At 31.0% G+C, this 25,584-nt stretch carries 25 protein-coding genes; 12 read left to right on the top strand and 13 right to left on the bottom strand.

Annotation, left to right across the window (positions count from 1 at the left end; translation table 11 throughout):
• Positions 1-112: 112 nt before the first annotated feature.
• Positions 113-481, bottom strand: a complete 369-nt coding sequence (locus MHM83_RS02205) for a cation transporter (RefSeq protein WP_231128367.1) — start codon at positions 479-481, stop codon at positions 113-115.
• A gap of 89 nt (positions 482-570) precedes the next feature.
• Between MHM83_RS02205 and MHM83_RS02200 the strand changes: the two genes are divergently transcribed.
• Complete coding sequence (locus MHM83_RS02200; protein WP_239178268.1) at positions 571-1,443, top strand: DMT family transporter; 873 nt, start codon at positions 571-573, stop codon at positions 1,441-1,443.
• Between the two features lie 82 nt (positions 1,444-1,525).
• On the opposite strand, the gene MHM83_RS02195 is transcribed toward MHM83_RS02200, so the two are convergent.
• Both MHM83_RS02195 and MHM83_RS02190 read right to left on the bottom strand, forming a co-directional pair.
• The gene (locus MHM83_RS02195; RefSeq protein WP_239178267.1) at positions 1,526-3,580 is read right to left on the bottom strand and encodes an insulinase family protein; all 2,055 of its coding nucleotides are present in this window, start codon (positions 3,578-3,580) and stop codon (positions 1,526-1,528) included.
• Between the two features lie 21 nt (positions 3,581-3,601).
• Positions 3,602-4,918, bottom strand: coding sequence for a M16 family metallopeptidase (locus tag MHM83_RS02190; protein WP_073182303.1), 1,317 nt, complete (start codon positions 4,916-4,918; stop codon positions 3,602-3,604).
• Positions 4,919-5,124: 206 nt separating this feature from the next.
• On the opposite strand from MHM83_RS02190, the gene rplU reads away from it, so the two are divergent.
• From rplU to MHM83_RS02170, 4 genes are all read left to right on the top strand, one after another.
• Positions 5,125-5,610: a 50S ribosomal protein L21 gene (gene rplU, locus MHM83_RS02185; RefSeq protein WP_047787976.1), complete on the top strand. Its 486-nt coding sequence runs from the start codon at positions 5,125-5,127 to the stop codon at positions 5,608-5,610.
• A gap of 22 nt (positions 5,611-5,632) precedes the next feature.
• Positions 5,633-5,893: a 50S ribosomal protein L27 gene (gene rpmA, locus MHM83_RS02180; RefSeq protein WP_028891690.1), complete on the top strand. Its 261-nt coding sequence runs from the start codon at positions 5,633-5,635 to the stop codon at positions 5,891-5,893.
• 377 nt (positions 5,894-6,270) lie between these two features.
• Positions 6,271-7,008, top strand: a complete 738-nt coding sequence (locus MHM83_RS02175) for a LytR/AlgR family response regulator transcription factor (RefSeq protein ID WP_239178266.1) — start codon at positions 6,271-6,273, stop codon at positions 7,006-7,008.
• The gene (locus MHM83_RS02170) at positions 7,009-8,931 is read left to right on the top strand and encodes a tetratricopeptide repeat-containing sensor histidine kinase (RefSeq protein WP_239178265.1); all 1,923 of its coding nucleotides are present in this window, start codon (positions 7,009-7,011) and stop codon (positions 8,929-8,931) included.
• Here MHM83_RS02170 and dinB read toward each other — a convergent pair.
• The 4 genes from dinB to trhO all read right to left on the bottom strand — a co-directional run bounded on the left by dinB (position 8,928) and on the right by trhO (position 12,592).
• Positions 8,928-10,010, bottom strand: a complete 1,083-nt coding sequence (gene dinB / locus MHM83_RS02165; protein WP_159611115.1) for a DNA polymerase IV — start codon at positions 10,008-10,010, stop codon at positions 8,928-8,930. The genes MHM83_RS02170 and dinB overlap by 4 nt on opposite strands.
• A 73-nt stretch (positions 10,011-10,083) precedes the next feature.
• Complete coding sequence (locus tag MHM83_RS02160; protein WP_047787972.1) at positions 10,084-10,314, bottom strand: ferredoxin; 231 nt, start codon at positions 10,312-10,314, stop codon at positions 10,084-10,086.
• The gene (locus MHM83_RS02155) at positions 10,314-11,561 is read right to left on the bottom strand and encodes a peptidase U32 family protein (RefSeq protein ID WP_173358990.1); all 1,248 of its coding nucleotides are present in this window, start codon (positions 11,559-11,561) and stop codon (positions 10,314-10,316) included. Before MHM83_RS02155 ends, MHM83_RS02160 begins: the two co-directional genes overlap by 1 nt.
• Positions 11,561-12,592 (bottom strand): oxygen-dependent tRNA uridine(34) hydroxylase TrhO, encoded by a 1,032-nt coding sequence (gene trhO, locus MHM83_RS02150; RefSeq protein WP_159611113.1) that lies wholly within the window; start codon positions 12,590-12,592, stop codon positions 11,561-11,563. Before trhO ends, MHM83_RS02155 begins: the two co-directional genes overlap by 1 nt.
• A 226-nt stretch (positions 12,593-12,818) precedes the next feature.
• On the opposite strand from trhO, the gene MHM83_RS02145 reads away from it, so the two are divergent.
• Together MHM83_RS02145 and MHM83_RS02140 are read left to right on the top strand one after the other, a co-directional pair.
• A complete protein-coding gene (locus MHM83_RS02145; protein WP_239178264.1) occupies positions 12,819-13,826 on the top strand; it encodes an aspartate-semialdehyde dehydrogenase in 1,008 nt (335 codons plus the stop codon).
• Positions 13,827-13,892: 66 nt separating this feature from the next.
• Complete coding sequence (locus MHM83_RS02140; RefSeq protein ID WP_173358989.1) at positions 13,893-14,546, top strand: HD domain-containing protein; 654 nt, start codon at positions 13,893-13,895, stop codon at positions 14,544-14,546.
• A gap of 199 nt (positions 14,547-14,745) precedes the next feature.
• Here MHM83_RS02140 and MHM83_RS02135 read toward each other — a convergent pair whose 3' ends face one another.
• Genes MHM83_RS02135 through MHM83_RS02120 form a run of 4 tightly spaced genes read right to left on the bottom strand, consistent with a single transcriptional unit; the run spans position 14,746 to position 18,623 of the window.
• Entirely contained in the window at positions 14,746-15,528 is a 783-nt protein-coding gene (locus tag MHM83_RS02135) for an enoyl-CoA hydratase/isomerase family protein (protein ID WP_073182295.1), read from the bottom strand.
• 7 nt (positions 15,529-15,535) lie between these two features.
• Positions 15,536-16,948: a sensor histidine kinase gene (locus MHM83_RS02130; RefSeq protein ID WP_073182294.1), complete on the bottom strand. Its 1,413-nt coding sequence runs from the start codon at positions 16,946-16,948 to the stop codon at positions 15,536-15,538.
• A 50-nt stretch (positions 16,949-16,998) separates the two neighbouring features.
• Positions 16,999-17,469: a hypothetical protein gene (locus MHM83_RS02125; protein ID WP_047787965.1), complete on the bottom strand. Its 471-nt coding sequence runs from the start codon at positions 17,467-17,469 to the stop codon at positions 16,999-17,001.
• Between the two features lie 2 nt (positions 17,470-17,471).
• The gene (locus tag MHM83_RS02120; RefSeq protein ID WP_047787964.1) at positions 17,472-18,623 is read right to left on the bottom strand and encodes a DNA polymerase III subunit; all 1,152 of its coding nucleotides are present in this window, start codon (positions 18,621-18,623) and stop codon (positions 17,472-17,474) included.
• A 119-nt stretch (positions 18,624-18,742) separates the two neighbouring features.
• On the opposite strand from MHM83_RS02120, the gene MHM83_RS02115 reads away from it, so the two are divergent.
• The 3 genes from MHM83_RS02115 to MHM83_RS02100 all read left to right on the top strand — a co-directional run bounded on the left by MHM83_RS02115 (position 18,743) and on the right by MHM83_RS02100 (position 21,798).
• Positions 18,743-18,967, top strand: coding sequence for a FeoA family protein (locus MHM83_RS02115; protein ID WP_047787963.1), 225 nt, complete (start codon positions 18,743-18,745; stop codon positions 18,965-18,967).
• A 3-nt stretch (positions 18,968-18,970) separates the two neighbouring features.
• Positions 18,971-21,076, top strand: a complete 2,106-nt coding sequence (gene feoB / locus MHM83_RS02110) for a ferrous iron transport protein B (protein ID WP_047787962.1) — start codon at positions 18,971-18,973, stop codon at positions 21,074-21,076.
• Between the two features lie 218 nt (positions 21,077-21,294).
• The gene (locus tag MHM83_RS02100) at positions 21,295-21,798 is read left to right on the top strand and encodes a DUF3575 domain-containing protein (protein WP_047787961.1); all 504 of its coding nucleotides are present in this window, start codon (positions 21,295-21,297) and stop codon (positions 21,796-21,798) included.
• 81 nt (positions 21,799-21,879) lie between these two features.
• On the opposite strand, the gene brnQ is transcribed toward MHM83_RS02100, so the two are convergent.
• Positions 21,880-23,166: a branched-chain amino acid transport system II carrier protein gene (gene brnQ, locus MHM83_RS02095; RefSeq protein ID WP_239178263.1), complete on the bottom strand. Its 1,287-nt coding sequence runs from the start codon at positions 23,164-23,166 to the stop codon at positions 21,880-21,882.
• 39 nt (positions 23,167-23,205) lie between these two features.
• On the opposite strand from brnQ, the gene MHM83_RS02090 reads away from it, so the two are divergent.
• Positions 23,206-23,979: an alpha/beta fold hydrolase gene (locus tag MHM83_RS02090; RefSeq protein WP_167712706.1), complete on the top strand. Its 774-nt coding sequence runs from the start codon at positions 23,206-23,208 to the stop codon at positions 23,977-23,979.
• A 42-nt stretch (positions 23,980-24,021) separates the two neighbouring features.
• Positions 24,022-24,675: a uracil phosphoribosyltransferase gene (gene upp, locus MHM83_RS02085; protein ID WP_073182290.1), complete on the top strand. Its 654-nt coding sequence runs from the start codon at positions 24,022-24,024 to the stop codon at positions 24,673-24,675.
• 1 nt (position 24,676) lies between these two features.
• Here upp and MHM83_RS02080 read toward each other — a convergent pair whose 3' ends face one another.
• Complete coding sequence (locus MHM83_RS02080; protein WP_167712710.1) at positions 24,677-25,582, bottom strand: DUF6427 family protein; 906 nt, start codon at positions 25,580-25,582, stop codon at positions 24,677-24,679.
• Positions 25,583-25,584: the final 2 nt, after the last annotated feature.

The following is a 25,584-nucleotide window of genomic DNA, read 5'->3' as shown; positions in this document are numbered from 1 at the left end:
ACGAAAAGTTTTAGCAAAGATACTTAAAAGGCATAAAAAAAGCTCCTTAATAAGGAGCTTTCGATATTGTTTAAATTGAATCTTATTTACGCCAAATTAAGATGTAGCAAGGTTATTCTTCTTCTTTTTTTGTAATCTCTGAAGCCTTGTACATGTCACCGCTACCAATTCCTTCAACAAAAGCAATTAAATTAGTTTTGTTTGTTTTGTTAGCATCATATTTAATAGTTGCAATACTATCATTAAAAACAACGTTTGCTTCTAAAACGCCTTCTTTCTTACTTAAGTCAGAAGCTATTTTTCTAGCACATCCTATTTCACAAGTCATTCCTGAAATACTTAAAGAAAGTTCTTTAGCATTAGCAGCAATTTCAGTTTTTTGTTCTTGAGTAACCTCCTCTTTTTTAGCTTCATTTTTACATCCAACAGCTAAAAAACTTACGATAACTAAAGCAAATAGTATTTTCTGAATTTTCATCATTTTTATTTATTGAGTTATTCAGCAAATTTATCAATAAAATCAAAATTAAAAATAGAAATAAACGACTTTTGTGCTTAAAATTATTGAAAATGAATAATCAACAACAAAAATGGTTGTTTTTAATTGTGCTTTCGCTAGTTTGGGGAAGTTCTTTTATTTTAATGAAAAAAGCCTTGATAGGATTAACTCCAATTCAGGTAGGTGCTTTACGAATGTTAATTACGGCATTTTTTTTATTGTTAGTTGGGTTTAAGAGTTTAAAAAGAATTCAAAAAAAACACTGGAAGTATGTGATAATTACGGCTGGTTTAGGAACTTTTTTTCCTGTATTTCTATTCGCATTTGCAATACAGGGAATAGATAGCTCAATAGCTGCTATTTTAAATTCGCTTACCCCTTTTAACACTTTTGTTTTTGGAGCATTAGTTTTTGGGTTTTCTTTTAAAAAGAAACAATTAGTTGGAATTTTAATAGGTTTAATAGGTACTTTAATTTTAATTTTAAAAGGAGCAGAGTTAAATCCTAACCAAAATTACTGGTATGCATTATTAGTAGTAGTTGCGTCAATAGGTTATGCTTTTAACGTTAATACAATAAAAAAATACTTATTTGATTTGGATGCTTTAGCAATAACAGTTGGACATTTTGTAGTGCTTACTGTTCCAGCATTTATGGTTTTAGCGTTTTCTGGCTTTTTTTCAACTTTTGCAATAACAGCAGAAACAACTTCTGCATTGGGTTATGTAGCAATATTAGCTGTTGTAGGTACAGGAGTAGCAAAAGTGTTATTTAATAAAATGGTGCATTTATCATCTCCTGTTTTTGCAGCTTCTGTAACATATTTAATTCCAGCAGTTGCTGTAATGTGGGGAATTATTGATGGAGAAAAATTAAGTTTAATTCAGTTGTTAGCGGGAGGAATTATTCTGCTTGGAGTTTGGTTGGTAAATAAAGCAAGATAATTTTAAAAATGACTTAAATAAAAAGAGCCAAAATATTATATTTTGGCTCTTTTTTTAGTTTTTATAGATTTAGGTCTAACTATTATTTAAAATCAGCGTCAGAAACCCCTTCATTAATTTTAATTTCTTTCGTGATGAACTCAAAAGTCATTGGTCCATTCTTTTGAATCATTTTATGAGGGAATTTAATTCCATTTACTTCTTTGTAATCTGAAAAAACAACAGGTACTTTCATTTCTCCTTGTGGTCCTTTAGCGGTTTTAACCTCTTTAACCTTTAACCCAGATTTTACATCATAAAAGATTTCTTTTTTACCATGTTTAATCACATAAGCATTGTTTCCGTCTATAGGCTCAATTCTGTCCAAAGTGCCTGTTTTATAAGCTTTGTCAGCAAAAGGAGCAGCAGTGTTTTTAACTTCTTCTAAATCTTCACCTGTCATTTCTTTTTTCTGACCTTGAACTTCTTGATATCCTTTAGTTCCGTCAAAAATTACTTTTTGCATTACGTTGCCCATCATAGAAATAACTACAGAAGATTTATTAGGAGTAGCGCTTTTTTGGACTAAACTTAATTGCATTCCTTGAACTTTTGCTTCAGAAGAAATCATTAAAGAATTCACGTTTCCTACTTTATCTAATCCTCCAATAGCCTTAAAGTAATTGTTAATAACTGAACTTGCTGTAGTTCCTTCAGGAATAGGTAAGCTCATTTCAGGTTTTTTAGTAGGGTTAGCATACGCATCAAAATAATTTATTTTATATTCTGATGTTTTTTCTAAGTTCTTTAAAACATCAATTCCTTTACCTGTAATAATTATACGAGCTTTATCTCCTCTGAAATGTTTAATTGCTGCGTTTTGTACATCGTCTAAAGTAACAGAGTTGATATTTTCTAAATATTTTTCATAAAAATTGTTTGGCAAATTATAACGAGCAATATTTAATGCAAAATTCGCTGCTACAGATGGTTTTTGAACATTACGTACAAAACTACCTATATATTCAGCTTTTGAATTTTTTAATTCTTCAGGTGTTACTTTTTGATAACGAATTTTATTAATTTCTTTTTGAATTTCTACAACAGCACTATCTGTAACTATATTTCTTACAGCTGCACTTGCTTTAAAAACACCAGCATTTTTATTTTTATCTTGTGAAAGATTCGAATAAGACCCGTATGTATAGCCTTTATCTTCACGTAAGTTCATGAATAAACGAGCAGTACCACCGCCTCCTAAAATATTATTTGCTAATAGAGCTGCGTAATAATCTTTATCACCTAATGTTAAATCAACTGTGTTAATTACAGCTACTTGAGATTGTACTGCATTTGGCATGTTTATAAAATTAATTTCAGTAGTTTCAACATTGGTAGGTACATTGTAGCTAGTGGTAGGTATGGTTCCTTTTTTCCAATCGCTGAATAAATTCTTAACTAATTTTTTAGTCTCAGTAGGGTTAATATCTCCAACTATTACAAGGTATGCGTTATTTGGCTTGTAGTAGGTGTTATAATTGTTTTTTGCATCTTGTAGTGTAATATTTTTAATACTTTCTTTAGTTATGAACTCGCCATACGGATGATTTTTACCATATACTAAAGCATCTTCAACCCTTCTAGCAACAGCTTCTACACTTTTTTCGTTAGATTTAATTCCTTCTAAAGTACGTTCAATTACTTTATCGAATTCTTCTTGTGTAAATTTAGGGTTTTTAACCCCGTCAGCCATTAAGCCTAAAACCTCTCCAAAATACTTTGTTAATGATCTTACTGAGGCTCCATTGCTTCTAAAAGAAACATTTGCTCCAAGGTAATCAACCCTTTCATTAAACTCATCTTTAGGCATATTTGTTGTGCCGTTACCTAGCATGTCTCCCATAACCTGAGAAACACCTGTTTTATCACCTTCTAAATAAATAGGGTTATCAATTGTTAATGAAGCAGAAACCCTTGGTAATTTATGGTTTTCAACCATAATTACTTGTAAACCATTGTTTAATTTGAACTTTTCGGCTTTCCCTAACTTAATTTTAGGAGCTGGCCCTGGCTTTGGTTGTACACTTCTATCTATTTGAGCATTTACAGCAAAAGACATGCTTACAACTGCTAATGCTGCTATTATTATTTTTTTCATACTGAATGTCTTATTACTGAATTATTTTTTTGATTCTGGTAAATATTCCATTACCAAACGTTGGTTAGTGTTTAAGTATTTTTTTGCTACGTCTCTAATTTCCTCACGTGTAATTGATCTATAAATATCAATTTCAGTATTTATTAAATTAGTATCACCATACAATACATTGTAGCGAGCTAATGAATTAGCAATACCTTCTACACTTGAGTTTGCATTCACAAAGTTGTTTTCAAATTTATTTTGTAGCTTTTGATAATCTTTTTCTGAAATTAAATTTGTTTGAAGTTTTACAACCTCTTCATCAATTTCTTTTACTAAACTTTGTAAAGAGTTATTTCCTAGCGGAAGTGCAAATAAAATATAGGTCCCATAATCTTCTTGACTTAGGTTTATTGCACCAGCCTGTAAAGCCATTTTTTTAGTATCAACTAATTTTTTATAAAGTACAGAGCTTTTTCCACCACTTAAGTAAGTAGAAATCATATCTAAGACTCTAGCATCTCTGGTTTTCATAGAAGGAGTTCTATAAGCAGCCATAATTGCAGGTATTTGAATGTTAGGGTCGTAAGCTTTGGCAAAAAACTCTTTTGTAATAGGGTCTTCTTTCGGAAAATTTCTTACTATATCTTTACCTCTAGGTATAGGCTCAAAATAATCTTTTATAAGTCGTTTAGCTTCTTTAAGCTCAAAATCTCCTGCAACTACCAAAGTAGCATTGTTTGGAACATAATATTTTTTATTAAATGCTAAGAATTCCTCTAAGGTAGCAGCATCTAAATGTTCCATCTTACCTATAGTAGTTCCCTTATATGGATGTTTTTTAAACATGTTTTTCTTAACATTTTCTAAAAAACGAGAGTAAGGTTGGTTGTCTACACGTAAGCGTTTCTCTTCTTTTACAACCTCATTTTGTGTATCTACACCCTCTTGACCAATAATTGGGTGTAATAAGCGTTCAGACTCCATCCATAAGCCTAATTCTAAATTATTAGAAGGAAAAACCTCGTAATAATAAGTTCTATCATCGGTAGTGTTAGCATTATTAGTACCTCCATTAGAGGAAACTATTTTAAACCACTCTCCTTTTTTTATGTTTTTTGTACCCTCAAATAATAAATGCTCAAAAAAGTGAGCCATTCCTGTCCTATTTGGTTGCTCATCTTTCGCGCCTACATGGTACATAACAGATGTTGTTACTACTGGTGCTGTATTATCTTGATGTAAAATAACATGCATTCCATTGCTTAAATCATACTCTTCAAAATCAACTTTTTGAGCATACGTAAAATGAAATGCTATAAAAGCTGAAGCTAGAGTGATAACTCTTTTTCTCATTGATTAAAGTTTAATTTTTAATATTTTCGTGTATGTGACGTGAAGTTATAGTAATTGTTACATTCAAAACAATAAAAATTAAACTTTTTTATCTTAAAAGAGTAATTTTCTGAGTAATACATTTTTTTTTGAAGTAAAAAATGTATATTTGCACCCGCATTTTTATTAAGAAAGTGTGAATAAAGTATAAACGCAAAACAAATAGTATGTACGCAATCGTAGAGATAGCAGGGCAGCAATTTAAAGTAGCAAAAGACCAAAAAGTATACGTACACCGTTTACCAGAAGCAGAAGGATCAAAAGTAACTTTTGATAATGTAATGCTTATTGAAGATAAAGGAAACGTAACTATTGGCGCCCCAGCTATAGAAGGTGCAGGAGTAACTGCAAAGATTTTAGGTCACCTAAAAGGTGATAAGGTAATCGTTTTCAAAAAGAAAAGAAGAAAAGGTTACAAAAAGAAAAATGGACACAGACAGTATTTAACTGAAATCCAAATCGAAGGAATTTCTGCATCAGGAGTTAAAAAGGCAGCAGCTAAAAAAGAAACTCCTAAAACAGAGGTTAAAGAAGAATCGACAGATTTAAGTTCAATGACTGTTGCAGAATTAAAAGCTTTAGCTAAAGAAAAAGGTATTTCAGGATACACTTCTTTAAAGAAAGCAGAATTAATTGAAGCATTAAGTAAATAATTAACTTTAAAAACTTACAAAGATGGCTCATAAGAAAGGTGTCGGTAGTTCGAAGAACGGTCGTGAATCAGAATCGAAACGATTAGGAGTAAAGATTTTTGGAGGACAGGCTGCTATTGCAGGTAACATTATTGTTCGTCAAAGAGGAACTCAACACAATCCAGGTGAAAATGTTTACATGGGAAAAGATCATACTTTACATGCTAAAGTTGATGGTGTTGTAAAATTCCAAAAGAAAAGAGATAATAAATCATACGTTTCTGTTACTCCATTTGAGGCTTAGGAAACTAACTGATTAGGATAAGATAAAAAGCTCAACTAAATTAAATTTAGTTGAGCTTTTTTTGTGCATATAAATTAAACGAACATTGAAATTTATATATAAAAAAACACCACTTTAAAGTGGTGTTTTTATAACTTAATATCATTATTGATTAATCCCCCAATTTATCAATATGATTCCCCTTGTGTATTACACTACAAATATCATATAAAAGAATCTTTTTTAGAGTAAAGGATGTATAAATGGTGTGCTTTTATGTGTAAATGGTAAAAAATATATACAGAAATCATTTAGCTTTAATTTTTTGTAACAAAAGCTATGCTTGACATTTCTTTTTTAAAATATTATCTGTTACATTTGGTACAAATGTATATAAAATGTTGAGAGCAGTTATAGTTGATGATGAACCTAAAGCAATACAAGGACTTTCTTGGGAATTGTCAACCTTTGAAAATGATATAGAAATCATAGAAACATTTACAATAGCAGAAAAAGCAATTAAATTTATTAACGAGAATACTATCGATTGTCTTTTTTTAGATATTGAAATGCCTACGATGGATGGGTTTCAATTACTAGAAAAATTAGAGAATAAAAATTTTGCTATAATCATTACTACAGCATATAATGAGTATGCTATAAAGGCTTTAAAAAACCAAGCTATAGATTATTTGCTGAAACCTATTGATTCCGATGATTTGGAAGAAACAATAGGAAGAATTAAACAATATTATAAGAAGAATAATAATACTGAAAAGGTAGAAAAAATATTATCAAGTTTTAATAAAAAATTTAATAGAAGAAAGATTACCATTAATACTGATGGAAAATTAGTTTTTCTAGCTCAAGATGAGATTTTATTTGTAGAATCTGACGGTAATTATTCAACAATATATACTACAGGAACTAATAAAAAAATAGTAGTAACAAAAAAACTAAAAGAAATAAATCAATTACTCCCCGAAGATCATTTTTTTAGAATACACAACTCATATATTATTAACTTGAATAAAATAAAAGAATTTTTGAAGTCTGACGGCTATGTTGTGTTAGAAAATAACCATAAGATTCCTGTTTCTAGACAGAGAAAATCTGATTTTCTTGAGAAGTTTTAAATGAAAAAATTAATAATTACAACCTTTTTATTTTTCATTGTTTTTTTGGGGTTTTCACAAAGAGACAAAAACACAATAGATAGTTTAATTAAATTAGCTACTGAAAAAAAAATAGATAATTATTATGACTTACAGCGCCTTTTTAAACGTAAAAACTTTGAGGAAGAAGAAATAACTTTTCTTTTAAATAAAAGTAAAAAAGTAGGTTATAAATTAGGGGAAATACATGCCTATAACTTGTTAGGTAAATATTATCGAAATAATTCTTTTTTTGATAGTTCTATAAAAAGCCATATTAGAGCACTTGATTTATCAAAAGAAATTAAGGATGTAAACGCAGAAATTGTTACCTTAAATCAAATAGGCGTAGTATATCGACGACAAGATAAGATTAGGAGTGCATTGAATTATCATCAAATGGCACTGGAGTTAGCTGATAAGATTGAGTTTCCTGATGTTGATACTAAAATTAGTATTAGTATATCAAATAATAGTATTGGTAATATATACTTAGCTCTTAAACAATATCAATTAGCATTAGAAAAGTTTAAAAAATCAATTTTAATTCAAGAAAAAACAAATGATAAAAGAGGTTTAGCTATTAATCATCAAAATATAGGGCTTGCTTTCCAAAACCTTGGTGATATAGATGCTGCTTTGGAACATTATAATAAATCATTACAATATAATATTGAAAATAATTCGAGTATAGGTAAGGTAATTTGTCATACTAGTATTAGCAAGGTTTTATTATTACAGGGTAAATATAAGGAGGCATACAAATACATAAACGAAGTAGTATCTGTTTCTGAAGGTATTGGTAATCATTATTATACTTCAGATGTCTATGTTACATTTGGAAGCGTATTATTAAAATTAGATAGTTTAGATAAAGCAAAAGTATACTTAGAAGAAAGTTTAGAAGTTGCTAATAAACATAAAATTCCATCAGGAGTAAACCATTCTAATCTATATTTATCTGAATTATATGAAAAAAAGAAGAATTATGAAAAAGCATATAGCTTTTATAAAAAAGCTATAGAAGGAGAGAGAAAAACATTTAACGATAAGAACATTTTATACGTTAATAACCTTATTAATAAGTATGATAATGAAGTAAGTAATAATAAAATAAAGAGTCTAGCAAAAGAGAATGAAATAGCTAAATTAAAACTATTAAGAAATAGAAATGTTTTAATTATAGCATTAGTTTCAATAGCTTTATTAGGGGTGTTATTATACTCAATTTACAGGCAACGCTTATTGAATAATGATAAGAAAATACTAATGTTAGAGCAAGAAGCTCTAAGAATTCAAATGAATCCACACTTTGTGTTTAACGCATTAAATTCAATAAAACTATACGTTATTAATAATGAGCAGAAAAATGCTGTATATTACTTAAATAAGTTTTCAAAACTAATTCGAAGTATTTTAGAATCTTCATCTGTAAAGGAGGTAACATTAAGTGAAGAACTAAAAACAATGAATTTATATATGAGTATTGAAAATATTCGATTATCTAACGAAGTAAACTATATAGAAAAAGTAGATGAAGGTGTAAATATTGAAAGAATAAAAGTTCCACCACTTATATTGCAACCTTTCTTAGAAAATTCTATTTGGCATGGACTTTCATCTAAGAAAGGAAAAAAAGAAGTTTCGTTGTCAGTTACAAAAATATCAGACGAATTTATACAAATTGATATTGTAGATAATGGAATTGGTAGGGATGCGGCTATGAAAATTAGAAAAAACAAGTCGCTTAATCGCAGATCTATAGGTATAGATTTAACCAAAGAACGATTACGAAACTTTGCCAACGAATATGCTAATAATTATTCATTAATTTATACAGATATAATTGACAAAGAAGGAAACCCTAAAGGCACCAAAGTTTCGTTGAAAATACCAATACTTTAAAAATCAAATCGTAACTGTACCCAAACAGGTTCAGTTTTCTCTGTGTTTAAATTACTAAAAGAAATTCCTAATAACCTAACAGAGTTATTAAGTGTATCTTGGTACAATAACTCTTTTACAATAGGGTAGAACTCTTTTTTTAATTGTAGGTAATGGTTGGTAGTTTTACTACGTGTTTGTTGCGTAAAATCGCTGTATTTAATTTTAAGAGTTACGGTTTTTCCCTTAGTATTTGATTTTTTCATTCGACGTTCTAATTCGTCAGCAATTTTATCAAGACGTTCTAACATAAAAACCTCTGAAGATAGATTTTCTCTAAAAGTAGTTTCAGCAGCGATTGACTTTCGAATTCGATTAGGTTTTACTGCTGAATTATGAATGCCTCTAACAATATTGTAATAATGTACTCCAGACTTTCCAAATAATTTAGAAAGCTCTTCCAATGATTTTTGCTTTAAATCTAGGCCTGTAAAAATACCAAGGTTATGCATTTTTGCAGCGGTAACTTTACCTACTCCATAAAACTTATTTACAGGAAGTTGCTCTAAAAATTCAAGAACCTCTTCTGGGTTGATAGTTTTTTGTCCGTTAGGTTTATTAATATCAGAAGCTACTTTGGCTATAAATTTATTAATGGAAACTCCTGCCGACGCTCGTAGTTCTAATTCTTCCCAAATTCGTTGTCGAATTTCTTGGGCAATCATGCTAGCCGACGGATTTCCTTTTTTGTTTTCAGTAACATCTAAATAGGCTTCGTCTAGCGATAGAGGTTCTACCAAATCGGTATAATCGTAAAATATCTTCCTAATTTTAGAAGAAATTTCTTTGTAACGATCAAATCTTGGAGGGACAAAAATGATATGCGGACATTTTTGTTTAGCCAACACACCACTCATGGCAGAACGAACTCCAAATTTTCTAGCTTCGTAACTGGCAGCAGAAACCACACCGCGAACTTCGCTACCACCAACAGCAACAGGTTTTCCTCGTAATTCAGGATTATCCAATTGCTCAACAGATGCATAGAAGGCATCCATATCTACATGAATAATTTTACGAAAAGGAGGTTGTAATTCCATTCTGTAAAAATAATAAAAGCCCTCTTAAGATTAAGAGAGCTTTATAAGATGTCTTTGTTCTTTTGGTATAAAGTTATACTTGTTTTACCTCAATAATTTTAACTGGACATGCTTTCTTGGCTTCGTGTGAAGCTTCAAAAATACTATCGTCGTGTGATTTTATGGTAAAGAAACCCTTTTTCTCAGTTGAATGCAGTAAAACAGATTTTCCGTCTTTTTTAGACATTTGAAATTGTGCGGGAGCTAACTCTACACAATAATTACAACCAATACATTTATTTCTTTGTAACGTAATTACAACCATTAGTTTTTAGCAAATTCGGTTTTTACAATTTTGTATAACTTGTCTGATGGGCGAATTCTGAAGTCTAGTTTCATAGTAACTTCATCACCCTTGGTAGCAGTTTGTGCTTCCTTATCATTTACAAACATGCTTTTTAATTCCATTTCTTGAGCACCTGTAGTAGGTCCTGTGATTAGAATAGTATCGCCAATTGCTAAATCGTAGGCTTCAATCTTAAACTCTCCAACTTCTGCTTTAGGAAAATAATGCATTCCCTTTCCTAAGTATACTTTCTTTTGAGTAGCGTGTGAACCAGGTTCTTTACTCCATTCTCCTAATTTTTGCCCCAAGTAATACCCGTTCCAGAAACCACGATTGTACACTTTTTCCAATTCTTGCATCCAGCTAATCACCTTCTCTTTATCGTAAGTTCCATTATATAAACTGTCAATGGCATCACGGTAACATTTAATTACTTTGGCAACATATTCAGGAGCACGACCACGACCTTCAATCTTTAATACTTTAATTCCAGCATCAGCAACCTGATCTAAGAAATCAATCGTACATAAATCTTTTGGAGACATGATGTACTCATTATCTAATTCCATTTCAAAACCAGATTCTTGATCAATCACTGTATATTTTTTACGACAATTTTGTTTGCAGGCTCCTCTATTTGCAGATGAGTTGTGTGAATGCAAACTCATATAACATTTCCCAGAAACAGCCATACAAAGTGCTCCGTGACCAAAAATTTCAATTTCTAACAAACGACCAGAAGGTCCTTTGATTTCTTCTTTTTCAATTTGTTCGGTAATCTTTTTTACTTGACGTAAACTCAATTCTCTACTCAATACCACAGTGTCAGCAAACATGGCATAAAACTTAACCGTTTCTATATTGGTAATGTTAATTTGAGTAGAAATGTGGACTTCCATACCTTCTGCTCTAGCCATTGCAATTACAGCTTGATCCATTGCAATTACCGCAGTAATATTAGCTTCTTTGGCTCTTTTGATTAAAGTTTTTACAATCGATAAATCATGATCATAAACAATCGTATTTAAAGTCAAATAGGTACGAATATTTTTTTCTGAACACCTACGTGATATTTCTTCTAAATCATCTAAGGTAAAATTAATAGATGCTCGAGCACGCATATTTAATTGCTCTACACCAAAATATATAGAATCACATCCATTGTCTAAAGCTGCCTGTAACGATTCAAAATTACCAGCAGGAGCCATTAACTCAATCTTTTGCATTACTTTTTAAATTTTAAAGCTTCTGAACGTCCTTTTTTAAATATCTTATTGCTTGCGTGTTTCCCTTTACGCAATTCTTTTTGCTCTTCGTATGGTAAATGAATGATGTCTTGACATTCAGGAGAACAGGTGTTTTCCATTTTCTCAGCACATTCATCACATTGAATGAATAATAAGTGACAACCTTCGTTAGCACAATTGGTATGTGTGTCGCAAGGTTTTCCACATTGATGACAATTGGCAATTACATCATCAGAAACTTTTTCAGCTCTTCGGTGGTCAAAAACAAAATTCTTACCTAAAAATTTGTTTTCTAAACCTTCTGATTTTACCTGACGAGTATATTCAATAATTCCACCTTCAAGTTGGAAAACATTTTTAAAGCCTTTATGTTTGTAGTAGGCAGAAGCTTTTTCGCATCGAATTCCACCTGTACAATACATTAATAAGTTTTTATCTTCTTTATGGTCTTTTAAATCTTCTTCAATAATATCTAACGAGTCTCTAAACGTATCAACATCTGGGGTTACTGCACCATCAAAATGTCCAATTTCACTTTCGTAATGGTTACGCATATCTACACAAACCGTATTTGGATCTGCTAGCATTTCATTAAACTCTTTTGCATTTAAATGAACTCCTTTGTTAGTAACGTCAAAAGTGTCATCGTTTAATCCGTCAGCAACAATTTTGTTACGAACTTTTACTTTTAGTTTTAAAAACGATTTATTATCGTGCTCAATAGCTACGTTTAAACGAATTCCATTTAAAAAAGAAATACTATCTAGTTGTTTTTTTAACGCTAGAAAGTTTTCTGAGGGAACAGATATTTGAGCATTGATTCCTTCGTATGAAACGTATGTTCTTCCTAAAACATCTAGTTCGTTCCATTCAAGGAATAATTTATTTCTAAATAAAGTTGGGTTTTCTATCTTATGATATTGATAGAATGAGATAGTAATACGGTCTTTACCCGCATCATCAATTAATTTAGCGCGTTCTTCTGCGCTTAACTTGTTGTACAGTTGCATGCTATACTTTTTTAAGTTAAACAAAAATGTTGTGGTTTTTCTAGAAAACCGGTGCAAATGTACTGATTTTTTGATTTTTACTGTTTAAAACAATACTATTTAAGCCTAAATGGTATATTTTTTAAATTTTAACGTATTTTTTCTAACAAAAGAGATACAACCAATTTGTTTTTTTTAAACCTTTGTAGCATACAAACAATAAATTTTATACTCAAAAATCAAAAAAATGAGAGTAGCAGTGGTAGGAGCTACCGGAATGGTAGGTAATGTAATGTTACAAGTATTGGCAGAACGTAATTTTCCAGTAACAGAATTAATTCCTGTTGCGTCAGAGCGTTCAGTAGGAAATCAAATTGAGTTTCAAGGAACAAATTATACAGTAGTAGGTTTACAAACGGCAGTAGCTATGCAACCAGACATTGCATTGTTTTCAGCAGGTGGAGATACCTCTTTAGAATGGGCTCCTAAATTTGCAGCTGTTGGTACAACGGTAATTGATAACTCATCTGCTTGGAGAATGGATCCAACGAAGAAATTAGTTGTTCCAGAAATTAACGGAGATGTATTAACCAGTGAAGATAAAATCATTGCAAACCCAAATTGTTCTACGATTCAATTGGTAATGGCATTAGCTCCGTTACACAAAGAGTATAAAATGAAACGTGTGGTAATTTCAACGTATCAATCAGTTTCGGGAACTGGTGTTAAAGCGGTTCGTCAATTAGATAATGAAGAAGCGGGAGTTGAAGGCGAAATGGCATATCCGCACCCTATTGGAAGAAATGCATTACCACACTGTGATGTATTTTTAGAAAATGGATATACTAAAGAAGAAATGAAGCTGGTAAAAGAACCTAAAAAGATTTTACGAGACGATTCTTTTGCAGTAACAGCTACAGCGGTTAGAATACCAACAGCAGGAGGACATTCTGAGGCTGTAAATGTTCAGTTTGAAAACGATTTTGAATTAGATAAAGTACGTAAGTTACTTACGCAAACCGAAGGTGTTATTGTACAAGACGATGTACAAAATAATGTATATCCAATGCCTATTCTAGCAAATAATAAAGATGAGGTTTTTGTAGGTAGAATTAGAAGAGATGAATCTCAGCCAAACACGTTAAACATGTGGATTGTTGCTGATAACTTACGTAAAGGAGCGGCAACTAATACAATTCAAATAGCAGAATATTTAGTAGCTAACAACTTAGTTAAGCCATCGGTTACTGCTTAGTTAATGAATTATAATAATACGTTTAAAATCCTGTGCTTGTATGTGCAGGATTTTTATTTTTGAAATATGAACAGAGAACAAATAATACAGAATACTATTGAGTTTGTAAAAGAGACCTTGAAAGGAGCAGAAGGAGGACATGATTTTTTTCATATTGAACGTGTATATAAAAACGCCTTATTAATTGCAAAAAATGAAAATGTTGATGAGTTTGTGGTTTCTTTAGGTGCATTGTTGCATGATATAGCGGATAGTAAATTTCATAATGGTGATGAAACTGTTGGTCCGCAAAAAGCAAGAGTTTTTCTTGAAAGTCAACAAGTATTAGAAGAAATAATTACTCATATAGAAAAAATTATCACCAATATCTCTTTTAAAGGAGGAAACTTTAAACAAAGTTTCACTTCTCCTGAGTTAAATGTTATCCAAGATGCAGACCGATTAGATGCCGTAGGGGCTGTTGGAATAGCTCGTTGTTTTAATTATGGTGGATTTAAAAATAGAGAATTATACAATCCAGAAGTTCCTCCTAATTTAAAAATGACAAAAGAAGAATATAAAAAATCAACAGCGCCTACTATTAATCATTTTTATGAGAAATTATTGTTGTTAAAAGATAAAATGAATACTACAACAGGAAAAGCAATCGCGGAGCAAAGACATGCTTATATGGAAGGTTTTTTAGAACAATTCTATAAAGAATGGAATGGAATTATTTAGTATTTATTGTGTTTAGAATGTAAAATATATGTTATTTTAATAAAAATTTTATGTTAAAATTTGGATGTTGTTGAATTTAGTATATATTTGCTTCAGTTAATAACCCCCATTTTATTAATGTAATCCCCTTATTGTAAAAATAGCATCTAAGTTTTAATTTAGATGCTATTTTTTTGTAGTTGTTTCTTTAGTAAAAAAATTACTTTCCTGGAAATTCAGGTTTACGTTTTTCTAAAAAAGCAGTAGTCCCTTCTTTAAAATCTTCAGTTCCAAAACAGTTTCCAAACTCTGTAATTTCGCTTTCAAAACCATTCACACCGTCTTTAAAATTATCATTTACAGCTTTAATTGCCGCACTAATGGCAACAGAAGAGTTACGCATAATTTTTGAAGCTATTTTTTGAGCTAAAGGTAATAATTCTTCTTGCGAAGTTACATGGTTTATCAATCCAGTTTCTTTAGCTTCATCAGCAGAAATCATACCTGCTGTCATAATTAACTCCATGGCTTTTCCTTTACCTACTAATTGAGGCAAGCGTTGTGTTCCGCCATAACCAGGGATAACTCCTAAAGAAACTTCAGGTAGCCCCATTTTAGCATTGTCTGAAGCTACTCTAAAATGACAAGCCATTGCTAATTCTAGTCCGCCACCTAAAGCAAAACCATTTACAGCAGCAATAACAGGAGTTGATAAATTTTCAACAAAGTCAAATAAGATTTCCTGTCCTTTTCTTGCTAACATTCCTCCTTCTTCAACAGAGAAATGTGCAAATTCAGAGATGTCTGCCCCAGCAACAAATGCTTTTTCTCCACTACCTGTGATAATAATTACTTTAATAGTAGCGTCTTCTTCCAAGGCTTTAAAAGCATTATGAAGCTCTTCAATAGTAGCTTTGTTTAAAGCGTTTAATTTTTTTGGTCGGTTAATGGTAATAGTTGCTAATGCATTAGTTTGTTCAACTAAAATATTTTCAAAATTCATATTATGTTTATGTTTTAGGTAATATTACAGTAAAAACAGTTCCAACCCCTTTAGTTGAAGTAAAGGATATTGTACCGTCATACGCTTCAATTATATTTTTTATGATAGATAGTCCTAAGCCCATTCCACTAGTTTTAGTAGTAAATTTAGGCTCGAAAATTAACTCCTTATTTTCTTCGCTAATACCTTTTCCGTTATCAGAAACTGTTATTTTAACACTATTTCCTTCAGAAGCAACTTTAACTTCTATTTTAGGGTTTTTATCAGTGTCTTTTATTGCTTGAATTGAGTTTTTAACTAAGTTCGTGACAATTCGTATCAACTGTGTTTTGTCTAAACTGGCATACAACTCTTTTTCTTGGGGGAAATAATGTATGTAATCTTCAGTAAAAATATCTAAAGAATGTTTAACGATATCAACTACATTTAACTTTTCTCTACGTTGTGTAGGCATTTTAGCAAAATCAGAAAAAGCTGAAGCAATAGAACTCATTACATCAATTTGCTGAATAAGTGTTTCGCTGTATTCAGACATTTTTTCTTTGATATTAGGATCTTCTGGATTGAATTTTCTTTCAAAACTTTGTACTGATAAGCGCATAGGTGTTAACGGATTTTTAATCTCGTGAGCTACCTGTTTGGCCATTTCTCTCCAGGCTTGTTCTCGCTCACTTTGCGCTAGTTTTACAGCACTTTCTTCTAACTGGTCAATCATGTTGTTATAAGCGGCAACCAGCGAATTGATTTCTGAACTAGCAGAGTTTAAAGTAATTTTTTCGTTACGCTTATTTAAACGGGTCTCGTTTATTTTTTGCGAGATAGTTTGAATGGATCTAGTAATATAAGTTGATAAAAAGTAAGCTAAAACAATGGCAATAATGAGCATTAGCAAATAAACTAATGATAGACGAGAAATAAACTCTCGTAGTTCATGTTTTTGCTCTTCATTATCTTGTGCAATTTGTAATTCTAAAATTCCAATCCTTTTAAAACGAGGGTCGTTTAAGTAAGTGTATGAAGATTGGTAAGTGATACCTTTTTCAGTTCTACTTTTTAAAATTTTATGATTTGAGTTGTTGGCTAAATCTTTAACAGTTTCATTAGGAAGATCTTGTCCTTCTTTTTTATCAAAATTATAAGGAATGGAAGATTTTAGCAACTTTCCATCCATATCATACATAGAAATTGTAAGTTTATGAACGTATGCTATATCGTAAATTCTATCTTGAAAAATTTTAGCTAAATTCTCAGTAGTTACTGGATATGTGGTTCTGCGTTTGAGTTCTATTTCAATGTCTTGTTTTGTAGAAAACTCTTTACGTTCAAAACGTGCAGTATTATAATCTTTTGTTTGCTCATCGTATTGGTATATGGTAACCATTACAATTAAAATTGATGCCAATAGCACTAAAAGTATCATTGACAGGAAAATTCTAATTCGAAGTGATATGTTATTGAAAATACGCAATTTTATAATTCAATTTTTTTAGTTCTCATAAGCAAAGTATCATCTGTTTCTCCATCATTATCCCAGTCATAAGTAGAGGTAGCGCTAAAACCATTGTTAGTTTGTGTAATTTTATACCAAGCTTGTACTTGCTTTCCTAAATACGGATAATCAACAAATAAACTATCTCCACTAGTTTTCCACTTACCGTTAGTTTCACCAACTTTTTTCCCATCGGCTTGTACAAACCATGCAGAAAAAGTACCATCGCTGTTATAGGTAGATTGTGCTTTTCCTGAATTAGGTTTGCTAAAATCGTCTTCAAAAACAGAAGTGCTATCGGTTTCGTTGGCAGTTAAATATTCAATTTTCAAATATGTTGTTTCCCAATTTCCAACCAAATATTCTTGTAATTGCGGTCCTTTTTTTTCTTGTTTACAAGCAACAAAAAGTATTCCGAAAATAAGTGCGGTAATTATGTGTTTTGTTTTCATGATTAAGATTGGATTTTTTCTTCTTTGGTGTGTAGAAGACGCGTTAGTTTAATAGATAAATCTAACAAAATAATTTTAGCATTTCCGTTTCTTTCAATATGATACTGTGCGTCACTTACTTCTTTTTCTATGATTAAGATATTAGCACTATGAATAAACGGAGCAAATTTTGCGAGTTCGAAGTTTGCAGACTGAGTTTCTAAAAAAACTAAATCTGGCGTTCCGTAATTTAGAAGTAAAGCTTGCCTAAAAAATTGCAAACAATACTGTAAGAATTGTTTTTGAGTTTCTCTACCAGATTTAGCAATTTCTTCAGACCAACCAATTAAATCTTGAATAACAGCGGCATTTCCTTTGGCTCTAAATGCAGCCCTAATCCAAGTAATAAACCATTGTTCAAAAACTAAATCGTTTGAATTGTTGTTTAAAATGTGTAGAGCCTTGTTATAATTCCCTTCTGATTGATGAGCAATCTTTATTGCTTCGTTCTCCGATATTTCTTTTTGTTGTGTTAGAGCATTGGCTATGTCACTTTCACTTAGTGCTGGGAAGTGCAATGCCTGACATCGAGATTTTATGGTATTAATAATTTGCTCTTCATCTTCAGTAATAAGGATGAAAATAGTTTTACTAGGTGGCTCTTCAATCAGTTTTAATAATTTGTTAGAGGCGGCAATGTTCATCTTTTCTGCCATCCAAATAATCATTACTTTAAAACCACCTTCGTATGATTTTAACTGTAATTTTTTTACAATGTCTTCCGCTTCATCAACACCAATTTGTCCTTGTTTATTTTCAACACCAATATGTTGTAACCAATTAAACAAACTTCCATAAGGTTGCTCCTCTATAAAAGACCTCCAATCATCTAAAAATAAATTACTAACTGGGTGCTTTTTAACAGAATCATTTGTAGTTACAGGAAACGCAAAATGTAAATCAGGGTGTTGTAGTTTGCTACATTTAATATTACAAGCTTCTATATTGTCGGAGAAGTTACATAATAAGAATTGAGCGTAGGCAATTGCCATTGGTAAAGTACCACTACCTTCTTTACCAACAAAGAGTTGTGCATGCGGAATTCTGTTATTTTCAGCCGATTGCTGTAGGTGGTTTTTTATATGTTCTTGCCCAAGAATATCGTCGAAAGTCATACTACAAATATAAGACATCAAATAGAGAGAGCAACCTATTAAATAAATCATAATATTGTGTTGGTATACTGTTTAGAACGATTCTATTTTAGTATATTTGCAAGCTAAAAATATATCTTTTGAGTACTATCGCATCGTTACATTTAGGGGAAAAAGGAATTATATCTGAAGAGTGCTTGGATAAAATTCCGTTGAAATTATTAGAAATGGGGTGTTTACCCGGAAGTGAAGTAGAGTTGCTTCAAATAGCTCCATTAAAAGACCCAATGTATATATGTGTAAACGGAAGTCATTTAGCGATTCGAAAAGAAACAGCTTGTCAAATTTCAATTATAAAACTATAGCTGATGAGTAATCGTATTAATGTAGCCTTAATTGGAAATCCTAATACAGGTAAAACATCATTGTTTAATCAGTTAACAGGGTTAAACCAAAAAGTAGGAAATTACCCTGGTGTTACGGTTGACAAAAAACAAGGAGTTTGTAAATTGCCTAATGATAAAAATGCAACGATTACTGATTTACCTGGTACTTACAGTATTAATCCTACCTCTATAGATGAAAGCATTGTTTTAAAAACTTTGATGACTACGCATCAAGAAGAAAAACCAGATGTAATTGTTGTAGTTGCTGATATTGAAAATTTAAAAAGGAATTTATTACTCTTTTCGCAAATTCAAGATTTAGAAGTTCCGACGATTTTAGCGTTAAACATGGCTGATCAACTAAAGCGAAAAGGGATTTCTATAGATGTGCCAGCCTTAGAAAAAGAACTACATACCAAAGTAGTGTTAATGTCGGCAAGGACTAACGAGGGAGTTGATGACTTAAAAAAAGAAGTAGCTAATTATAATTCGTTAAAAGTACACTCAACTTTCAACGAATTATCTCAAAAGATAGATAGTGCTTACTTTGAAAAGTTAGCTAAAGTAAGTAATGAATTTACAGCTTATGAGTTGTGGATGATGCTTACAAAAAATCATAAACCATTACTTTCTTCCTCAGAAAAAGAAGCAATAAAAGAATTTGAAGGAGAAATTACAAAGCAAAAAAAGTATCAACATAAAGAAACTATATATAGATATCAGCAAATAAATGCTGTTTTAAATAAAACCTACAAGGTAGATGCTTCTAAAGCTACGGATGTACGTAGTAAACTAGATAGAGTTTTTACTCATAAAATATTTGGGTATGTTATTTTCTTTGGATTGTTATTATTGATATTTCAATCTATTTTCGATTGGGCTTCTACTCCCATGGATCTTATTGATGGTTTATTTGCTGATATCGCAGAGTTTACTAAAGCGCAACTACCTGCAGGAATGTTCACCGATTTATTAACTGACGGAATTATTCCTGGAGTAGGTGGTGTAGTAATCTTTATACCTCAAATAGCTATTTTATTCTTGTTTATATCTATTCTTGAAGAAACAGGTTATATGAGTAGAGTAGTATTTTTAATGGATAAAATTATGCGTCGCTTTGGAATGAGTGGTAAAAGTGTAATTCCATTAATTTCAGGTACTGCATGTGCTATTCCAGCAATTATGGCAACTAGAACTATTGCTAGTTGGAAAGAACGATTAATCACTATTTTGGTAACACCCTTTACAACCTGTTCAGCACGATTACCGGTGTATGCAATTTTAATAGCATTAATTATTCCTGATACTAAGTTGTTTGGTTTTTTAAGTTTACAAGGGTTTACTTTATTAGCATTATATATTTTAGGTTTTGCTGCAGCAATTATCGCAGCATATATTTTGCATAAAACATTGAAAATAAAAAACAACTCACTTTTTGTGGTTGAAATGCCTAATTATAAGATACCATCAGTAAAAAATGTGTTTTTTGATGTCTTAGATAAAACAAAAGCATTTGTTTTTGGAGCAGGAAAAATCATTTTAGCAATTTCAATAGTACTTTGGTTTTTAGCGTCTCATGGACCATCATCTTATGAAAATGCTGAGAAAAGTGTTATAGAGAATACTGCAAATAAAAATCTTTCAGAAGAAGATTTAGCTAAAAAAATAGCATCTGCTAAGTTAGCAAACTCATATATAGGAATTGCAGGAAAAACAATAGAACCAGTTGTTAAACCATTAGGTTATGACTGGAAAATAGGTATTGGACTAATTAGTTCTTTTGCAGCAAGAGAAGTGTTTATAGGAACATTAGCTACTATCTATAGCGTAGAAGACGATGGAGAAGATACAACGACTATAAAACAAAAAATGAGGTCAGAAATAAACCCGGAAACAGGAGAAAAAAGATTCAACCTTGCTACGGGAATTTCTTTATTGTTATTCTATGCATTTGCAATGCAATGTATGGCGACACTAGCAATAGTAAAAAGGGAAACAAAAAGTTGGAAGTGGCCAATGGTTCAACTAGCAAGTATGGGAGTTTTGGCTTATTTATCAGCATTTATAGCCTATCAATTTTTAAGTTAATGCAAGAAGTTTTAACATATCTAGTCGTTTGTGGAGCCGTTATTTTTTTAGTGAAAAAGTTCTTTTTTAAGCCTAAAAAAAATAGCAGCTGTGATACAAACTGTAACTGTTCTTAAGCAAGAAATGATAAATAACCAAACTGTTTTTTTACAAAAGATGTATGTTTGTGGTATCATCCTTGTAGGAAGTAGATAAATTATAATTAGTAAAAAACTAAAATGAAAAAAATAGTATTAGCAGCTGTAGTTTTTGTCAGTTCTCTCACGTATGCACAGCAAGAAGTAAAAGTAGATTTACTAGACGCATTGGCTTTTAAAACGTTAGAGGTGTCTTATGAGTATTATACAACTGATCGTTCTTCGGTTGGTATTTCAGCTTTGTTTAACTTTGAAAAAAAATCAGCAGATTTTAGATACAATGAAGAACGAATGTTTACTCCTTTTTTTCGTCATTACTTTACAAACAATAGCAATTGGAACTATTTTGGAGAAGTTTTTATGGGAATAAATACAGGAGAAAGAAAAGTTGAAGTTCAAGGGAGTACAATAAAAAAATATAAGGAATATACTGACGGAGCTTTAGGTTTAGCCTTTGGTTCAAAATACGTATCGTCTGGAGGATTTGTACTTGATGTATATGGAGGTTTAGGGAGGAACCTATTTACTTCAGAAGCTCGATCAATTGTGCCAAGAGTAGGAATAAATTTAGGGTATCGTTTTTAAGGTGCTCAACTTAAATAAAAATAAAAAGCTCGTTATTACGAGCTTTTTTTAGTTTATATATTATATCATTCATTAAGTAACTTATTCGGTTGAAATTTGCTTTTTGCTTTTAATCAAATTAGAAAAGACAAAACTTAATATAGCAGGTAATATCCACCCTAAATTATGATTAGCAAAGGGAATGTTGTTTTTTATTTCAACTAAGTAATTAGGGTTGATAATAAAACCTAAAAAATCTGGAATGCTAAATAAAAAGGTTACTGCTACTACACTTTTAAAAACTAAAGTTGAAGTATATTTTTCAGGTAGTACATTTAGTACAATTAAAACAATAGTAATAGGATAAATAAACATCAAAGCAGGTAGTGCAATATTGATAATATATTTCACATCAAATTGGCCAACAGCAATTCCTAATAAACAGCTAATAATAGCAGTAATTGTAAAGACCTTTTGAGAGTTATTGTTAATTCCTTTAAAATAATCGGCAGTTCCAGTAATAATTCCAACCGCTGTTGTAAAACAAGCCAAAGCAACTAAAACACTAAGAAAAATACTTCCAATATTCCCTAAAGTTTGATTGCTCAGAGAGTTTAAGATTTCTGTTCTATTAGCACTTTCAGAAAAGGTAGAACTAAATAAAACACCGTTGTAAATAAGGCCAGCATAAATAATTAATAAGCCTATACCAGCAATAAAACCTGCTTTGGTAATAAGCTCTTTTTTCTCTTCAAAAGTTGTATTCGTGTTAAAATTCATTGAAATGACTAAGACACCACCAACAACTATGGAAGCAATGGCATCAAAAGTTTGATATCCTTCTAACAAACCATCAACAAATGGAGCTTTAAGGGTAGTTGGAGCAATCATATCAGGAGCTGTAAAAAAACCAACGAAAATAATAGCTAATAAAATGATTATAATAAGAGGTGTTAAAAACTTGCCTAGTAGGTTTAACACTTTTGACCGGTTCATGGTAAAAAGAAAAACAAGTCCGAAATAAATTGTACTAGTAACTAAAGAACTACTGTTGCTAAAGTAAGGAGCAATGGCCATTTCATGAGTAACCGAAGCAGTTCTAGGTGCAGGTAAAGCAATACAAATAGTGTATACAACAAAGCAATATATAAGACTAAAAATTGGAGAGACTTTTTTGCCAAAATCATACATAGTACCCTGTAGTTTGGCATGGGCTAAAATACCTATCATAGGAATAATAACAGCAGTAATAAAAAAGCCAATAGTTACCCAAAACCATAAGCTTCCAGCATTTTTTCCTAAAAATGGAGGTAAAATTAAATTACCAGCTCCAAAAAACATTGAAAATAAAGCAAATCCGTTTATAAATATCTCCTTAGTTTTGTGCATTGCTTAACAAATTAGTAAGCGACGAATATACATTAAAAAATGATTGCAAAATTTAAAGAAACCACTGTTTTTTATACAGATACTGGTAAGGGAAGTAGTATTGTTTTATTACACGGGTTTTTAGAAAATAGGACTATGTGGAATGAGGTAGTTGATGAGTTATCCAGAAAAAATCGCGTGATTTGTATTGACTTATTAGGGCATGGAAAAACAGGATGTGTTGGGTATATTCATACGATGGAAGAAATGGCAGAAGCAGTAAAATCTGTTTTAAGAGAATTAAAAATTCGTCGAGCTACCTTTATTGGACATTCCATGGGGGGATATGTTGCTTTGGCATTTACAGAAAAATATCAAAAAAATGTAAAAGGAATTTGTTTGATGAACTCTACCTCTCAAGCAGATAGTGAAGAACGAAAAAAGTTACGACTCAGAGCTGTTGAAATGGCTAAGGAAAATTACGAAACATTGGTAAAAATGTCAATTAGCAACTTGTTTGCAGAGAATATGCGTTTACAGTTATCCGAAGAAATAGAAAAAATAAGAGAAGAAGCCTTAAAAACACATGTTAGAGGATATATTGCAGCAACAGAGGGAATGCGTTTGCGAGAAAACAAGGAAGTTGTTTTACAAACAATAGAAAAGAGATTGATGATAGCAGGAAAAAATGACCCAATATTAAATTATACTACTGTTGAAGAAGAAGCAAAGAGAACTAATACCTCATTAATTGCAATACCAAACGGACATATGAGTCATGTTGAAGCAAAAGAAGAACTATTAAAAGCACTAACCAACTTTATAAAAGCTTGATAAAATCTGTTACTTTTGTAGCGTACAAAAAGAATACACCTCATGAAAACTCATCATTTAGCCAAACAAAATTCTATTCTTAATAAATTCCTAGCTGAACTCAGAGACACATCAGTTCAAAAAGATTCAATGCGTTTTCGTAGAAATATCGAACGAATAGGTGAAGTGATAGGATACGAGTTAAGTAAAGAGTTAAACTATAAGGTTAAAGAAATAACAACGCCTTTAGGAACAAAAAAGGTAGAATTGCCAGAAAATGATATAGTATTGTGTTCTATTCTTAGAGCAGGGTTACCACTACACAATGGAGTTTTAAACTATTTTGATGATGCAGAGAATGCATTTATATCAGCATATCGCCATCACCCAAACAATGACGAAGAGTTTGAAATCGTGGTAGGGTATTTTGCTTCGCCTTCAATAGATGGAAAAACATTATTACTTATAGATCCTATGTTGGCAACAGGCCGTTCAATGGTTGAGGTTTATGAGGGCATAAAAAAGTATGGAACTCCAAAAGAAATAATAATAGCTTCGGTTATTGGTTCAGTTCAAGGTGTAGAATATGTAGCTAAACACTTACCAGAGAGCACTACTTTATGGATTGGTGATATTGATGAAAAACTAAATGATAAAGGCTATATAGTGCCAGGTTTAGGAGATGCAGGTGATTTAGCTTATGGAGCAAAAATGTAGTTTATGCAATAGCACTCATTGTAAAAGACACTATTAAGAATAAGAGAATAATAACATCAGCATACCATTTTTTTTGAAAAAACTCAATTCCATTAGCTAAAATAACAGAAACAGGGAATAATACATATAAAAACTCACTTCCAGAACCGTCTTGAACTAAAAGTAAAATAGCTGTAGTTATTACAAGATGAGTAAGAATTAATATCCAGTTTTTTCTAAATTTATTTTTAATAGCAAGTGCCTTTGGGCTTTTTAAAAAAATAGAAGCTATTAAAAAAAAGCTTATGAAAAGAATAGGGAACAAATACTTTTCATGAGAATAAAAGCTTAAATCAGGGTAAAAATCCCAATCAAAAAGTAACCAAAATTTTTCAAGGTTATCATACCAAAAATAGTAGGTGAAGTATAAAAAAACAGGAGAGCAAAAAGCAATTATAGGAGTTAATAATGTTTGATAAGTAAATCGTTGATGCAAAAATATAGATAGGTAAAGTAATATTAATAATAAAGGAGCATAAGGTTCTATTAAAAACGATACTCCAAGCCATAAACCACCATCAAACAATTTATGCAGCATGTTTTTTGAAGACTGTAAACTGTATACTTTTCGTAAAAAAAGAAGTATAGTTAAGTTAGCATAAAAAGTTTTATTTATCTGTATAGTATCAGGAAAAAAACCTATTAGTATAACAAAAAACAAAAAAGCAAAAGAATTATCATAAGTCAATAAATTCTTGGCAAGAATAAAGTTGTATACAGAAAAAACAACTAAAAACCAACCAAGTTCTTTAATTAAATTAAAAGATAATTGCTTAGAAAAAATACTTAAAACAAAATACCCTAAAAACAGTACAAACAGTACAATAAAATTTATAGGCTTAGATTTACCGAAAAAATTGGCTAACATTG

This window comes from Tenacibaculum sp. Mcav3-52, assembly GCF_022347665.1.
In the GTDB taxonomy this organism is placed as follows: domain Bacteria; phylum Bacteroidota; class Bacteroidia; order Flavobacteriales; family Flavobacteriaceae; genus Polaribacter; species Polaribacter mesophilus.
The sequence above is the reverse complement of the archived record's forward strand: the minus strand, read 5'-3'. Positions and strand labels throughout refer to the sequence as shown.

Bases quoted from the DNA above. Each gene is read 5' to 3' on its own strand.
- MHM83_RS02205 (WP_231128367.1), bottom strand. From the start codon at position 481: ATGATGAAAATTCAGAAAATACTATTTGCTTTAGTTATCGTAAGTTTT.
- MHM83_RS02200 (WP_239178268.1), top strand. From the start codon at position 571: ATGAATAATCAACAACAAAAATGGTTGTTTTTAATTGTGCTTTCGCTA.
- MHM83_RS02195 (WP_239178267.1), bottom strand. From the start codon at position 3,580: ATGAAAAAAATAATAATAGCAGCATTAGCAGTTGTAAGCATGTCTTTT.
- MHM83_RS02190 (WP_073182303.1), bottom strand. From the start codon at position 4,918: ATGAGAAAAAGAGTTATCACTCTAGCTTCAGCTTTTATAGCATTTCAT.
- rplU (WP_047787976.1), top strand. From the start codon at position 5,125: ATGTACGCAATCGTAGAGATAGCAGGGCAGCAATTTAAAGTAGCAAAA.
- rpmA (WP_028891690.1), top strand. From the start codon at position 5,633: ATGGCTCATAAGAAAGGTGTCGGTAGTTCGAAGAACGGTCGTGAATCA.
- MHM83_RS02175 (WP_239178266.1), top strand. From the start codon at position 6,271: ATGTTGAGAGCAGTTATAGTTGATGATGAACCTAAAGCAATACAAGGA.
- MHM83_RS02170 (WP_239178265.1), top strand. From the start codon at position 7,009: ATGAAAAAATTAATAATTACAACCTTTTTATTTTTCATTGTTTTTTTG.
- dinB (WP_159611115.1), bottom strand. From the start codon at position 10,010: ATGGAATTACAACCTCCTTTTCGTAAAATTATTCATGTAGATATGGAT.
- MHM83_RS02160 (WP_047787972.1), bottom strand. From the start codon at position 10,314: ATGGTTGTAATTACGTTACAAAGAAATAAATGTATTGGTTGTAATTAT.
- MHM83_RS02155 (WP_173358990.1), bottom strand. From the start codon at position 11,561: ATGCAAAAGATTGAGTTAATGGCTCCTGCTGGTAATTTTGAATCGTTA.
- trhO (WP_159611113.1), bottom strand. From the start codon at position 12,592: ATGCAACTGTACAACAAGTTAAGCGCAGAAGAACGCGCTAAATTAATT.
- MHM83_RS02145 (WP_239178264.1), top strand. From the start codon at position 12,819: ATGAGAGTAGCAGTGGTAGGAGCTACCGGAATGGTAGGTAATGTAATG.
- MHM83_RS02140 (WP_173358989.1), top strand. From the start codon at position 13,893: ATGAACAGAGAACAAATAATACAGAATACTATTGAGTTTGTAAAAGAG.
- MHM83_RS02135 (WP_073182295.1), bottom strand. From the start codon at position 15,528: ATGAATTTTGAAAATATTTTAGTTGAACAAACTAATGCATTAGCAACT.
- MHM83_RS02130 (WP_073182294.1), bottom strand. From the start codon at position 16,948: ATGATACTTTTAGTGCTATTGGCATCAATTTTAATTGTAATGGTTACC.
- MHM83_RS02125 (WP_047787965.1), bottom strand. From the start codon at position 17,469: ATGAAAACAAAACACATAATTACCGCACTTATTTTCGGAATACTTTTT.
- MHM83_RS02120 (WP_047787964.1), bottom strand. From the start codon at position 18,623: ATGACTTTCGACGATATTCTTGGGCAAGAACATATAAAAAACCACCTA.
- feoB (WP_047787962.1), top strand. From the start codon at position 18,971: ATGAGTAATCGTATTAATGTAGCCTTAATTGGAAATCCTAATACAGGT.
- MHM83_RS02100 (WP_047787961.1), top strand. From the start codon at position 21,295: ATGAAAAAAATAGTATTAGCAGCTGTAGTTTTTGTCAGTTCTCTCACG.
- brnQ (WP_239178263.1), bottom strand. From the start codon at position 23,166: ATGCACAAAACTAAGGAGATATTTATAAACGGATTTGCTTTATTTTCA.
- MHM83_RS02090 (WP_167712706.1), top strand. From the start codon at position 23,206: ATGATTGCAAAATTTAAAGAAACCACTGTTTTTTATACAGATACTGGT.
- upp (WP_073182290.1), top strand. From the start codon at position 24,022: ATGAAAACTCATCATTTAGCCAAACAAAATTCTATTCTTAATAAATTC.
- MHM83_RS02080 (WP_167712710.1), bottom strand. From the start codon at position 25,582: ATGTTAGCCAATTTTTTCGGTAAATCTAAGCCTATAAATTTTATTGTA.